Below are 13,131 nucleotides of genomic sequence, written 5' to 3'. Positions count from 1 at the left end.
ATCAAAGGCCAGCACATAACACCCCGATAGCTCCCGCCTGTCAAGGGCGAATCACACGAATCTCTCGTCGCGCCTGCGCGATCTCGCAAGCAGCGGACGTTGTGTTGCGATGCTTTGTGTTGACTTCTGGGCGGCAGTAGAGGAAAACTCCGCCGCATGACCGCGTGGCCGATCGCGCTGGACCGCCTGGCGTACGGGGGCGACTACAACCCCGAGCAGTGGCCGGAGACGACGTGGCGCGAGGATGTGCGCCTGATGCGCGAGGCGGGCGTGAACCTGGTCAGCGTCGGCGTCTTCTCCTGGGCACTGCTGGAGCCGGAGCCCGGACGCTTCGACTTCGGCTGGCTCGACCGGGTCCTGGACCTCCTGCACGAGGGCGGAGTGCGCGTGGACCTCGCGACCGCGACGGCCTCTCCTCCGCCGTGGTTCAGCCGCGCGCACCCCGACAGCCTTCCGGTGACCTTCGACGGCCGCACGCTGTGGCCGGGCGGGCGCCAGGCGTACTGCCCGAGCAGTCCCGCCTACCGGGCGGCCGCGGCGCGGCTGGTCGAGCAACTGGCGACGCGCTACGCCGGCCACCCGGCGCTGGCGATGTGGCATGCCAACAACGAGTACGGGTGCCACGTCGCGCGCTGCTACTGCGACGTCAGCGCGGCCGCGTTCCGCGACTGGCTGCGGCGCCGTCACCGGGATCTCGACGCGCTCAACGAAGCCTGGGGCACCGCGTTCTGGAGCCAGCACTACTCCCGCTGGGACGAGATCAACCCACCGCGGCAGGCGCCGAACTTCATCAACCCCACGCAGCAGCTCGACTTCGCGCGCTTCTCCTCAGACGAGCTGCTCGCCTGCTTTCGCGCCGAGCGCGAGATCCTGCGCCGGCTCACGCCGGACGTCCCGGTGACGACGAACTTCATGACCCCGGCGTTCAAGCCGCTGGACTACTTCAGGTGGGCGCCGGAGCAGGACGTGATCTCGACGGATCACTACCTGCGGCCGGCCGAGGGCGACCCGAACCTCGACCTCGCGCTGTCGGGAGACCTCACGCGCGGGCTCGCCGGCGGCGCGCCATGGCTGCTGATGGAGCACTCGACGAGCGCGGTCAACTGGCAGGAGCGCAACCTCGCCAAGCGGCCCGGGCAGATGCGGCGCAACAGCCTCGCGCACGTCGCCCGCGGCTCGGACGGGGCGCTGTTCTTCCAGTGGCGCGCGTCCCGCCGCGGCGCCGAGAAGTTCCACTCCGGCATGGTGCCCCACGCCGGCGAGGACTCGCGCATGTGGCGCGAGGTCGTCGCGCTCGGTCGCGACCTCGAGCGGCTGGCGCCGGTGCGCGGGAGCCGCGTGGTGGCCGAGGTGGCGATGCTGTGGGACTACGAGAGCTGGTGGGCCGTCGAGCTCGACTCCCATCCCTCCGCCGATGTGACCTATCTCGATCGCGTGCGCGCGTTCCATGCGGCGTTGTGGCGCGCCGGCGTCACCGTGGACGTCGTTCATCCAGAGCACGAGTGGTCCGGGTATCAGTTGGTGCTCGTGCCGAGCCTGTATCTGGTGAGCGATGCGACCGCCGAGGCGCTCGAGCGCTACGTGCGCATGGGCGGCCATGCCGTGGTGTCGTACTTCAGCGGGATCGTGGACCCCGACGACGCGATCCGCCTCGGCGGCTACCCGGGCGCGTTCCGCGAGCTGCTCGGCGTGCGGGTGGAGGAGTTCCGGCCGCTCGCGGCGGGCGAGACGGTCGAGCTGGACGACGGCTCGGTGGCGTCGGTGTGGACCGAGGACCTCCGGCTCGACGGGGCACGGGCGGTGATGTCGCATCTCGACGGGCGCCCGGCCGTGACCCGGCACGAGTACGGCGACGGCGTCGCGTGGTACGCCGCCACGCGCCTGGACCCGGCGCCGCTGCTGGAGCGCGTGTGCGCCGAGGCCGGCGTCGAGCCGGTGCTGCCGGGGCTGCCCGCGGGCGTCGAAGCGGTGCGCCGGCGCGGCGCGGACGGCGACTTCGTGTTTGTGCTCAACCACACGGCCGGCGCGGTCGCCGTGCCCGGCGAGGACCTGCTGGGCGGCGACGGGACGGTGCCTGCCGGCGGCGTCGCCGTGATGAGAGGCTGACGCGCGTGCTCGCACGCCAGCGGCAGGAGCGGATCCTCGAGGCGCTGCGGGCCTCCGGCGGCGTGCGCGTGTCCGACCTGACGGAAGAGCTGCAGGTGTCGTACATGACGATCCGCCGCGACCTCGACGCGCTGGCCGAGCGCGGCCTGGTCGAGAAGGTGCACGGCGGCGCGACCGTCGCGACCCAGCGCACCGCCGACGAGCCGGGCTTCGAGGCCAAGTCCTTCCGCGAGCGCCCGGAGAAGGAGGCGATCGCGGCGGAGGCCGTCCGGCTCGTGCGGCCCGGGACGGCGATCGGCGTCACGGCGGGCACGACGACGTGGACGCTGGCGCGCTACCTGCGCGACATCCCGAACCTCACCGTGGTCACCAACTCGGTGCCGGTCGCGGAGGTGATGCGCCACTCGGGCCGCACCGACCTCTCGATCGTCCTCACCGGCGGGCTGCGCACGCCCTCGGACGCGCTCGTCGGCCCCGTCGCCGACCTCGCCGTGCGCTCGATGCACGTCGACCTGCTGTTCATGGGCGTCCACGGGATGGAGGAGCGCGGCGGGTTCACGACGCCGAACCTGCTCGAGGCCGAGACCAACCGCGCCCTCGTGCGCTCCGCCCGCCAGCTCGTGGTCGTCGCCGACCACACCAAGTGGGGCATCGTCGGCCTCTCCACGATCGCCGCGCTCGACGAGGCCGACGTGCTCGTGACCGACGACCGCCTCAGCCCGGAGGCCCAGGCGACGCTCGGCGAGCACGTCGGCAAGCTCGTCATCGCGCGCAGCGTCGAGGAGAACGGGGCTTAGCCCACCGGCAGGGCCCGGGCCGCGGCCGCCGCGGCGTGTAGCGAACGCGCCAGCGCGCGCTCGCGGGCGGGCCGCGCGAGCCCGGTGCCGCAGGCCGGCGTGAGCAGGCTGTGGGCGAACAGCCGCGCCGGCTCGATGCCGAGCGCGGCGACGGCGTCGGCCAGTCGCGCCGCCGCGAACCCGGTGCCCTCGCGGCCCTGCACCGGCAGCAGGCCCCACGCGATCCGCCCGCCCCGCTCGATCTGCGCCGCGGCACGCGGGTCGGCGCCGTAGCGCGCGACGTCGAGGCTCAACACGTCCGGCGCCGCCGCCTGGACCGCGTCCCACGGGACGGGGCAGCAGAAGTGCAGGCCCCACGCGGGCGCCGCCGCGCGCAGCGGGTCCCACACGTGCGCGGCGGCCGCCGACGCGCCCGCCGGCTCGTCGACGATCAGCAGCGCGCCGAGACCGCGGCCCGCGAGCGCGGCGACCTGCGCGCTCGCCGCCGCCGCGAGCCAGACGGCGATCTCGCGGGCGAGGGAGACGACGGCGGGCGCAAACGCGGGCGCCGGGTCGTGCGCCTCCAGCGCGGTCGCGAGCGTCAGCGGGCCTGTCACCTGGAGCTTCACCACTCCGTGCGCCGGCGGGCGGGCGGTGACCTCGGCCAGGAACGCGTCCCAGGCGTGCGGGCGCTCGCGGTCGCGCTCCGGCGACCATCCGCACGACGGGCCGAGCCACTCCGCGACCATGTCGCCGTCGAGCCGCGGCAGCTGCGGGCAGAACGGCACGTCGTACGCCGTCGCGGCGTGCGCCGCGGCCTCGGCGGGCGACGCGAACGGCAGGCTGCCGACGCCGGTCGTCGCGCACGCGGCCAAGCGCTCGAGCATCACGCCGCCATCCGCCGCCGGCGCGCCGCGGCCACGAGGTTCTCGAGCGCGGGGAGCGTCTCCTCCCAGCCGCGCGTCTTGAGCCCGCAATCGGGATTGACCCACAGCCGCTCGCGGCCGAGCCGCGCCTCGGCGAGCGCCAGCAGACGCTCGATCTCCTCGACCTCGGGCACGCGCGGCGAGTGGATGTCGTACACGCCCGGCCCGATCTCGTTGGGATACTCGAAGCGATCGAAGACGTCGAGCAGCTCCATGTCCGAGCGCGACGCCTCGATCGAGAGCACGTCGGCGTCCAAGCGGGCGATGTGCTCGATCATCTCGCCGAACTCCGAGTAGCACATGTGCGTATGGATCTGGGTCTCCGGGCGGGCCGGGGCGGCGGTCAGCCGGAAGCAGTCGACGGCCCAGCGGACGTACTCGTCCTGCTCGGAGGGGTGCAGCGGCAGGCCCTCGCGCAGCGCCGCCTCGTCGATCTGGATCGCGAAGCAGCCGGCCGCCTCCAGGTCGCGCACCTCGTCCTGGATCGCGAGCGCGATCTGCGTGCAGGTCTCGCGCCTCGGCTGGTCGTCGCGCACGAACGACCACTGCAGGATCGTCACCGGCCCCGTCAGCATGCCCTTGACGGGCCTGGACGTCAGCGACTGCGCGTGCCGCCACCACGCGAGCGTCATCGGCTCCGGGCGCGAGACGTCGCCGTGCAGGATCGGCGGCTTGACGCAGCGGCTGCCGTAGGACTGAACCCAGCCGTGCTCGGTGAACGCGAAGCCCTCGAGCTGCTCGCCGAAGTACTCGACCATGTCGGCGCGCTCCGCCTCGCCGTGCACCAGCATGTCGAGGCCGAGCTCCTCCTGGAGCTCGATCGCCTCCGCGATCCGCTCGCGCATGAAGCGCTCGTACTCCCCGGCGCCGAGCGCGCCGGAGCGCAGCTCGCGCCGCGCGCGGCGGATCTCCGCGGTCTGCGGGAACGAGCCGATCGTCGTCGTCGGCAGCGGCGGCAGCGCCACGCGCTCCCGCTGCGCCGCCGCGCGCTGCGCGTACGGCGCCGAGCGGGCGTAGTCGGCCGGCCGCAGCGCGGCGACCCGCGCCCGCACGGACTCGTCGCGCGGCACCGGCGCGACGGCGCGCTGCGGCCACTCCCCCGCCTTGAGCAGCGCGAGCTCCTCGAGCTTCTCGTAGGCGAACGCGAGCCGCCCGGGCAGCGCGCGTTCCCGTGACGCGTCGTAGGGGACGTGCAGCAGCGAGCACGACGGCGCGATCGTCACCCGGTCCTCCCCGAGGGCCGTGATCGCTCGGTCGATCAGGGCGCGCGCCCGCTCGAGGTCGGCGGCCCAGACGTTGCGGCCGTCGATGACGCCGAGCGACAGCCGCGTGGACCCGCCGGCGACCGCCGCGAGCGCCGGCTCGAGCTGCTCGGGCGCGCGCACGAGGTCGAGGTGGATCTCCGCGGCGCCGAGCGCGAAGACCTCCCCGGGCACGCGCCCGAAGTAGGTCGTCAGGCACAGCTCGCGCTCGCCCGCGGCGTCCTCGAGCGCGCGCCAGGCGCGCTCGAACCCCTCGTAGCGCCCCGTCACCAGGCACGGCTCGTCGATCTGGAACTCGCGCGCGTCGAGGGCGTCCACGAGCTCCGCGTACACCGGCAGCAGGGCGTCGAGGCATGACAGAGGCGCCTTCGCGAGCTGCACGAACGACCACGGGCCGAGGATCACCGGCCGGCCCTCGATGCCCAGCGCGCGGGCCTCGGCGAGCTGCTCCAGCCAGTGGTCCGGGCGGGCGGCGAGCTCGCCGGTGAGCCGCGGCACGAGGTAGTGGTAGTTGGTGTCGAACCACTTCGTCATCTCGAGCGGCCGCGCGCCACGCGCGGCCTCGAAGTAGGCGTCGAGCCCCGGCTCCACGGCGCCGACGGCGACCGCGGTGTCGAGCACGTGGTCGTAGAGGCTCGCGTCGCCCACGCAGATCACGTCGATCCCGGCGTCCGCGGCTCGCCGCCACAGCGCCGCGCGCTGCTCGCGCGCGACGGCCAGCAGCTCCTCGTCGGTCGCGCGGCCGGACCAGCGCGCCTCGAGCGCCGTCTTGAGCTCACGGTTCGGGCCCACGCGGGGAAGGCCCAGCACGGCGGTGCGTGCCATATGGGTGCTCCTTGTGCTCCGTGCGGCCCGTACGCGAGGCCGCTGATGTCGGGGCCGGCGTGCGTGCCGGCGGAAGCGACAGGTCTTCGGGCTCGGACGTGATCGAGGCGACCGCCTTCCCAGGCCCTTGGGCCCAGTGGCATCGAGTCGCGTGCACGTCCCTACCGCTGCGCGTCAGCTCCGGATTTCGAACCGGATTCCCTGGCCCGTTCAGGTGGGCGCGATCGTTTCCGCCGGGAACCTTATCGAGGACTCACCCGGCCGCGCCATCATGCATGCATGGCAAACGCGCAGGGATCCCGCAGGAAGCGCCGCGAGGAGGCCCGGGCGGCGCGTCAGGAGGCCGAGCAGCGCGAAGCGGCCCAGTCCGCACGCCGGCGCAGACTGCTCCAGCTCGGCGCGCTCGTCGGGATCGCCGCAATCGTCGTCGTCGTGGCGATCGTCATCTCCTCCGGCGGCACGAGCACCCCGAAGAAGCAGAGCGGCGAGGCGATCGCCGGCCAGACGCTCGCGGCCCAGGAGTTCGGCGGGATCCCGCAGTCGGGCAACGCGCTGGGCGATCCGAAGGCGCCGCACACGCTCGTCGAGTACGGCGACCTCGTGTGCCCTGCCTGCAAGGCCTACTCCGACGACATCCTCCCGCCGATCATCGAGAAGTACGTCCGCTCCCACAAGCTGCGGATCGAGTTCGACGCGTTCGGCTTCGTCCGCCCGTGGTCGCAGCCGGCCGCCCAGTACTCCTACGCCTCCGGGCTGCAGGACAAGAGCTGGAACTTCGACCGCATCTGGTACATCAACCAGGGCGACGAGAGCGACAACTACGTCAACGACGCGTTCGCGCGCAAGATCGCCGCGGGCGTGCCCGGCCTGGACGCCGACAAGCTGATCGCCGACAGCAGGACGGCCGCCGCCAAGGACGCGGTGGCCAAGGCCCAGGGCGAGTTCCAGAGCTTCGGCTTCGACGCGACCCCGTCGTTCGCCGGCGGGACGACCGGCGGCACGATGAAGCCGGTCGACCTCAGCCAGAACCCCGATCAGGCGATCTCGAGCCTGATCGCGGGCAAGTCCTCAGGCGATTAGGGGCCTAGCGCCTGCACCAGCTTGCGCTCCTCGGGCCCGAACCACGGTGCTGAGCCGGCGGCGGCGTTCTCCGCGGCTCGCTCGGGCCGTGAGGTCGCGGGTATCGCGACCGTGCAGCGCGGGTCGGAGAGGACCCACTTGAGCAGCGCCTGGCCCCAGGTCTCGACGCCGAACTCGCGCAGCGGCGCGAGCTGCTCGGGCGACGGCGGCCGGCGCGTCAGCGCGCCCTCGCCGAACGGGCGCATGATCAGCACGCCGAGCCCGAGCTCCTCCGCGAGCGGGAGGATCTCGCGCTCGACCTCGCGCTGGCGCGGGTTGTAGGGCACCTGGATCGCGTCGATGCGCCCGCTGCGCATCACCTCGGCGAGCTCCGAGAACGCGCCGGCGCTGCAGTGCGTCGCGCCGAGCGCGCGGACGCGGCCCTCGTCGCGCAGGCGCTCGAGCAGCGCCAGGTGCGCGCGCGTGTTGACCAGGTTGTGGACCTGGTAGAGGTCCACCCGCCCGTACCAGTCCAGCGCCGCGGCGGCCTGGCGCTCGCCGTCGGCGGCATCGGGCGTCCAGATCTTGGTCGCGACGTACGCCTCCTCGCGGCGGCCGTCGAGCGCGGCGGCGAGCACGCGCTCGGCCGCGCCGTACATGGGCGAGCTGTCGAAGACGCGGATGCCGGCGTCGAGGCCGGCGCGCACGACGGCGTGCGCGCCGGTCTCTCGCGGGCCGCGCACGTCGAACGTCTTCCACGTCCCCATCCCGACGACCGGCACGTCCTCGCCGGCGAGCCTGCGCATCTCCATCACGCCGTCACCGCCTCGGGCTCCGCCGCCGGCTCGGGGCGCGTCCGGGGCGGCTGGCGCAGGGCGAAGCACGCCCCTGCGGCGGCGAGCATGATCGCGGCCGGGACGATCAGCGACCAGCGCATCGCGGAGACGAACGCGAAGTCGAACACCTCGCGCGCGACGGCGGCCACGCGCTGGGCGATCTCCTCGGGCAGCCCTGCCGGAGGCGTGGCGCCGGTCTGCCCGGCGCCGACCTCCAGGCCGCCGCTCGCCGCCTTGTCGAAGCCGTGGACGAAGCCGGAGCGCGCCTGTGCGGGCAGCTCGCCGGCGCGCGCGATCGCCTCGTCGTGCAGCGAGGCCGCGAGCCGGTTCTGCAGCACCGCGCCGACCAGCGCGCCGCCGATCGCGCCGCCGAGCTGGCGCGTGGTGTTCAGGAGCCCGGACGCGGCGCCCGCGAGCGGCGGCGGGACCTGGCCCATCGCCATCGTGATCATCGGGACGAAGATCCCGCTGACGCCGAGCCCGCCGAGGATCATCCCCGGCACGAACACCCAGCGCGACGTGCTCACGCCCGCGATCGCCACCAGCGCCAGCATGCCGGCCGCGAACAGCGTCAGCCCGGTCATGAGGATGTACTTGCCGCCGATGCGGTCCGTGAGGCGGCCGCTGACCGGCGAGAAGACCATCGAGGTGAGCGAGAACGGCACGTACACCAGTCCCGCCTGCAGGGCGCTCAGCCCGAGCACCGACTGCAGGTAGATGGTGAACGGCAGGAACAGTCCCGCCATGCCGAGGTGCACGGCCGCGGCGACGGCGAGGATCAGGCCGTAGTTGCGGTCCTTGAAGAGGGCGAACGGGACGAGCGGCTCGCGCCCGCCGGTCTGCCGGCGCCGTTGCATCCAGACGAAGGTCGCCAGCAGGACGGCGCCGCCGGCGAGCAGCCCGATGATCCTTGCGTCCCAGTCGTAGCGCTGGCCCTCGATCAGCGCGTAGGTGATCGCGGTCAGGGCGAGCGTCGAGACGAGCACGCCCGCCATGTCGAGCCGGTGCCTGCGGCCCGGGCGCAGGTCGGGCACGATCCACAGCGTCAGCGCGATCGAGAGCACGCCGAAGGGCAGGTTCACGAAGAAGATCCCGCGCCAGTCCCAGTGGGTGACGATGAAGCCGCCGAGCGTCGGTCCCGCGACCGCCGCCACGCCGGCGACCACGCCGTTGACGGCGAACGCCGACCCCCGCTTCTCTGGCGGGAACAGCGGCAGCACGATCGCGAGCGGCTGCGGCGTGAGCAGCGCGGCGCCGACGCCCTGCACGGCCCGCGCCGCGATCAGCGCGGCCGGGCTGTTCGAGATCCCACAGGCGGCGGAGGCGAGCGTGAACAGCGCGGTGCCGGCGAGGAAGACGTTGCGCGGGCCGAAGATGTCGCCGAGCCGGCCGGCCGTGATCAGGCACACGCCGAGCACGAGCACGTACGCGTTGAGCACCCACAGCGCCTCGTCGATCGACGCGTTCAGCGAGTCCACGAGCTGCGGGATCGCGACGTTGACGATCGTCACGTCCAGCAGCGTCATGAAGAGGCCGAGGCTGAGGACGCTGAGCGCAGCGAAGGGGTTGTCGCGCCGGCTCACGACACGAGCCTGAGGTCGGGCGGCTCGTGCAGCGGCCGGAGGGCCGTGAGGGCGAGGTGGTTCAGGCGCATGGGTTCGCTCGAACCATATGCGGACGTTCGCCGGCCCCGCCGTCAGGCGTCGTCGGACCCGCCGTCGTCGGCCGAGTCGGCCGAGTCGGCCGCGTCCGGGTCGCGCGCGTCGACGTCCGGCTCCGATTCCTGGCGCTCGTCGTGCTCGCGCAGCGCGTCGCGCACCTCGTCCATCTCTGGTCTGGGTCGTCGTTCCTCCACGAGACGAGCCCTACCCCCGGATCGCGGCCCCCAGACGGGCGGCACCCTCGCGCAGCTCGCCAGGCGACGCTGTGGCGAACGAGAGCCGGAGGGTCTCCGGGCGCCCCGCCCCTGCGTAGAAGAACCGGCCCGGGACGAACGCGACGCCCCGCTCGAGCGCCACCGGCAGCAGCGCCTCGGCGTCGAACCCGTCCGGCAGCGTCACCCACACGAACAGGCCGCCCTCCGGGGACGTCCACGCGCTGCCCTCGGGCAGCTGCTCGGCCAACCCCTCCAGCAGCGCGTCGCGGCGCGGGCGGTAGTGGGCGGCGAGGCCGGCGATGTGCGCGCCCATGTCGTGGCGCTCGAGCCAGACCGCGGCGGCCATCTGATTGATCGTCGGCGAGTGCAGGTCGGCGGCCTGCTTGGCGACCGCGAGCGGCCCGCGCAGCGGCTCCGGCGCGCGCAGGTAGCCGAGCCGCAGGCCGGGCGAGAGCACCTTGGACAGCGTCTGCACGACGATCGTGCGGTCGCGCGCCGCCGGCTGGGCCGCGAGCAGGTCGACCGGGTCGCCCTCGAGCCGCAGCGCGCTGTACGGATCGTCCTCCACGACCCACAGCCCCGCGGCGGCGGTCGCCTCGGCGAGCGCCGCTCGCCGTGCGGCGGGGATCGTGCGCCCCGTCGGGTTCTGGAACGTCGGGATCAGGTAGACGGCCTTCGCGCGGTGCTCGCGGGCGAGCTCGACCAGCGCGTCTGGCTCCGGCCCCTCAGCGTCCGACGGCACGGCGACGGGCCGCGCGTCGGCGAGCCCGAAGGACTGCAGCGCGGCGAGGTACGTCGGGTCCTCGACGAGCACCGCGTCGCCCGGGTCCAGCAGCGCCGACGCGATCAGGCCGAGCGCCTGCTGCGAGCCGGTGGTGACGATCACCTCGGCGCCGGCGCAGTCCTCGAGGCCGCCCGCCCGCAGCCGCGCCGCGAGTAACTCGCGTAAGCGCGGGTCGCCCTCGGTGAGCGAATACTGGAGCGCCCGCCGCCCGTCCGCACCGCCGAGCACGGTGGCGAACGCCTCGGCCAACCCCTCGACGTCGAACGTGTCCGGCGCCGGAAGACCGCCGGCGAGCGAGATCACCTCCGGGCGGTTGGCGAGCTCGAGCAGGTCGCGGACCGGCGAGGACTCGGTGCCGGTGAGCCGGCGGGACAACGTGGCGCCGGCGTGCGGCGGGGGCGAGATAGCCATCGGTGGCCTTTCGGGAAGCGGAGCTGGGACAGGGACAGCCACCGCCCTCCCCGGCGCCGGCCGGGGCCTAAGGGGCGGTGGTGCGGGCTACTCGCCGGATGCGCGACATCCCGACAATCCTACGTCCGAGTGCAAGTCCCGCGACCGGAGGCGCCGGGCGGTGAGGGTTGCGGCCGCCAGGGCGGCGCGGGGCCGTGTTCGGTGCAAGTGAGTCACCGAACGGACCTCACGTCCGCCTGACGCGGTAGACCTGATGCGGTGGCCCGCCGTCGTCGACGCCGTTCCGGGACGCTCGGGTACACGCCCCGAGCCGGCTCGCCCTTCCTGTCGGGGCCGCCCGCGCGGCGGCGGCGCCGCAACCGCAGCCTGCCGTCCCTGAGCGCCGTCCTGACGGTCATCGTCGTCATCGCCGCACTCGGCGCCGGCGGCTATTACCTCGTCTCCAAGCAGCTCGAGACCGACCACCGGCCCGCGACCGTGCGGGCGTTCGTCACCGCGTGGGAGAAGGGCGACCAGAAGGCGATGTGGCGGCTGATCGACGCGCGCAGCCGCAAGGCGCACCCCGAGCTCGGCTTCACCAAGGACTACGCGCAGGCGTACCGCGCCGCGACCGTGAAGACCGTCGCGGTCGGGCGCCTCTCCCCCGTCAAGGACGGCGTCGCCACCGCGCCGGTGACCGTCACGACGCGCTACTTCGGCACGCTGCGCGGGACGGTTCGCTTCCCCGTCCACGAGGAGGGCCAGACCGCGCTCATCGCCTGGACGCCGGACATGCGGCTCCCGGGCCTCAGGGGCGACGAGGAGGTGCGCCGGCGCAGCGGCGATACGCCGCGCCGCGGCGACATCTACGACACGACCGGCCGTCTGCTCGCCGACGACCCGACCGGCGCGTCGATCGCCGGCGTCGCCGGCGACAAGCCGACCGGGCTCGAGCGCATCTACAACGACCGCCTCGCGGGCCGCCCGAGCTCCACGCTGAGGTTCGGCGACCGCACGGTCGCCAAGGTCCCGCGCGTGCCCGGCAGGTCGGTCCACACGACGATCCGGCTCGGCCTCCAGAAGACGGCGCTGAGCGCGCTCGGCGGCAAGCTCGGCGGCGTCGCGGTGGTCAAGCCCAGCGACGGCTCGGTGCTCGCGCTCGCCGGCCTCGCCGTCTCCGCCCCGCAGCCGCCCGGCTCCACGTTCAAGATCATCACGCTCGCCGCCGCGCTCCAGCACGGCGTCGCCAAGCCGACGAGCTCCTACCCGAGGCGCACGTCGGCGACCTTGTCGGGCGTCAAGCTCGGCAACGCCAGCGGCGAGACCTGCGGCGGCAGCCTGACCGCGTCCTTCGCCGACTCGTGCAACTCGGTCTTCGCGCCGCTCGGCGCCAAGCTCGGGGCGAAGAAGCTCGTCGCGACGGCCGAGGCGTTCGGCTTCAACGACACGCCCGCCGTCCCCGCCGCCAAGCCGAGCACGATTCCGAAGGCGTCCCAGCTCAAGGACGCGATCGCCGTCGGCTCGAGCGCGATCGGCCAGAACAAGGACCTCGCGACGCCGCTCGGCATGGCCGAGGTCGGCGCGACGATCGGCAACCGCGGCGTGCACGTCAAGCCGCGGATCGTCAAGAGCGCCAAGGTCCACCGCAACCGCGCCGTCAGCTCCACGGTCGCAGGAAACGTGCGCGACATGATGATCGCCGTGATCAGCAGCGGCACCGGCACGGCGGGCGCCGTCCCCGGGGTCCAGGTCGCCGGCAAGACGGGCACCGCCGAGCTCGTCGCCAACTCCAAGAACCCCAAGGACGCCGACGCCTGGTTCGTCGCCTTCGCCCCCGCGCGCAAGCCGAAGGTCGCCGTCGCGGTGATGCTCGTCGGCGCCGGCTTCGGCGGCACCGCCGCCGCGCCGGTCGCCAAGAAGGTGCTGCAGGCCGCGTTATGAGCCGCTGAAGATCGCCACCGGCAGGAACGCGCTCACCAGAACACGCCGGCGACGGTGTCGCCGGCCCCTACCGCCAGGTGCGGCTGATTCGAAGCGTCCCGGAGGCAATGCACACCATCGGGCGGGAAGTAGTGCGTGGTGGCCATGCGCGGCACCCGATGCCTGGACAAGGTGTCGGTTGCCTCCGGCCCTCGGTTCACGAAGACTGCGCGACATGCGAAGCATGCGCCTCGGCGAAGCCGTGATCAGCACCGCCCTGCTCTCCATCTACGTCGGCGCGCGCGGGACCGCCCTCGCCATCGCCGCCGCTCAGAGCTTGACTCGAAACGGCCAGGCGGTCTGAGAGGGCC

The 13,131-nt window shown here is 73.6% G+C and carries 11 protein-coding genes and 1 riboswitch; of the genes, 5 read left to right on the top strand and 6 right to left on the bottom strand.

The window, feature by feature from the left end:
• Nucleotides 1-156 precede the first annotated feature (156 nt).
• On the top strand, nt 157-2,106 hold the full coding sequence (locus H958_RS0109285) for a beta-galactosidase (RefSeq protein ID WP_028058465.1): 1,950 nt from the start codon (nt 157-159) through the stop codon (nt 2,104-2,106).
• Between the two features lie 5 nt (nt 2,107-2,111).
• The gene (locus H958_RS0109280; RefSeq protein WP_028058464.1) at nt 2,112-2,903 is read left to right on the top strand and encodes a DeoR/GlpR family DNA-binding transcription regulator; all 792 of its coding nucleotides are present in this window, start codon (nt 2,112-2,114) and stop codon (nt 2,901-2,903) included.
• On the opposite strand, the gene H958_RS0109275 is transcribed toward H958_RS0109280, so the two are convergent.
• Together H958_RS0109275 and metE are read right to left on the bottom strand one after the other, a co-directional pair.
• On the bottom strand, nt 2,900-3,769 hold the full coding sequence (locus tag H958_RS0109275) for a uroporphyrinogen decarboxylase/cobalamine-independent methonine synthase family protein (RefSeq protein WP_028058463.1): 870 nt from the start codon (nt 3,767-3,769) through the stop codon (nt 2,900-2,902). The genes H958_RS0109280 and H958_RS0109275 overlap by 4 nt on opposite strands.
• The gene (gene metE / locus H958_RS0109270) at nt 3,769-5,895 is read right to left on the bottom strand and encodes a 5-methyltetrahydropteroyltriglutamate--homocysteine S-methyltransferase (RefSeq protein WP_028058462.1); all 2,127 of its coding nucleotides are present in this window, start codon (nt 5,893-5,895) and stop codon (nt 3,769-3,771) included. The genes H958_RS0109275 and metE overlap by 1 nt, the downstream gene beginning before the upstream one ends.
• Before the next feature lie 60 nt (nt 5,896-5,955).
• Nucleotides 5,956-6,139: riboswitch (cobalamin riboswitch) on the bottom strand.
• Between the two features lie 35 nt (nt 6,140-6,174).
• Here metE and H958_RS43045 point away from each other — a divergent pair.
• Complete coding sequence (locus H958_RS43045; RefSeq protein ID WP_028058461.1) at nt 6,175-6,975, top strand: DsbA family protein; 801 nt, start codon at nt 6,175-6,177, stop codon at nt 6,973-6,975.
• Here H958_RS43045 and H958_RS0109260 read toward each other — a convergent pair.
• The 4 genes from H958_RS0109260 to H958_RS0109245 all read right to left on the bottom strand — a co-directional run bounded on the left by H958_RS0109260 (nt 6,972) and on the right by H958_RS0109245 (nt 10,861).
• The gene (locus H958_RS0109260) at nt 6,972-7,766 is read right to left on the bottom strand and encodes an aldo/keto reductase (protein ID WP_028058460.1); all 795 of its coding nucleotides are present in this window, start codon (nt 7,764-7,766) and stop codon (nt 6,972-6,974) included. The genes H958_RS43045 and H958_RS0109260 overlap by 4 nt on opposite strands.
• Nucleotides 7,766-9,373 (bottom strand): DHA2 family efflux MFS transporter permease subunit, encoded by a 1,608-nt coding sequence (locus tag H958_RS0109255; RefSeq protein ID WP_028058459.1) that lies wholly within the window; start codon nt 9,371-9,373, stop codon nt 7,766-7,768. The genes H958_RS0109260 and H958_RS0109255 overlap by 1 nt, the downstream gene beginning before the upstream one ends.
• Nucleotides 9,374-9,486: 113 nt before the next feature.
• The gene (locus H958_RS47450) at nt 9,487-9,645 is read right to left on the bottom strand and encodes a hypothetical protein (RefSeq protein ID WP_196807291.1); all 159 of its coding nucleotides are present in this window, start codon (nt 9,643-9,645) and stop codon (nt 9,487-9,489) included.
• A 10-nt stretch (nt 9,646-9,655) separates the two neighbouring features.
• Nucleotides 9,656-10,861, bottom strand: coding sequence for an aminotransferase-like domain-containing protein (locus tag H958_RS0109245; RefSeq protein ID WP_028058458.1), 1,206 nt, complete (start codon nt 10,859-10,861; stop codon nt 9,656-9,658).
• A 258-nt stretch (nt 10,862-11,119) separates the two neighbouring features.
• Between H958_RS0109245 and H958_RS43040 the strand changes: the two genes are divergently transcribed.
• Entirely contained in the window at nt 11,120-12,781 is a 1,662-nt protein-coding gene (locus H958_RS43040) for a penicillin-binding transpeptidase domain-containing protein (protein ID WP_051324008.1), read from the top strand.
• Nucleotides 12,782-12,995: 214 nt separating this feature from the next.
• Nucleotides 12,996-13,124 (top strand): hypothetical protein, encoded by a 129-nt coding sequence (locus H958_RS48680; RefSeq protein ID WP_255325414.1) that lies wholly within the window; start codon nt 12,996-12,998, stop codon nt 13,122-13,124.
• Nucleotides 13,125-13,131 lie beyond the last annotated feature (7 nt).

Origin of the sequence: Candidatus Solirubrobacter pratensis (genome assembly GCF_000425945.1) — a bacterium.
In the GTDB taxonomy this organism is placed as follows: domain Bacteria; phylum Actinomycetota; class Thermoleophilia; order Solirubrobacterales; family Solirubrobacteraceae; genus Solirubrobacter; species Solirubrobacter pratensis.
The sequence above is the reverse complement of the archived record's forward strand: the minus strand, read 5'-3'. Positions and strand labels throughout refer to the sequence as shown.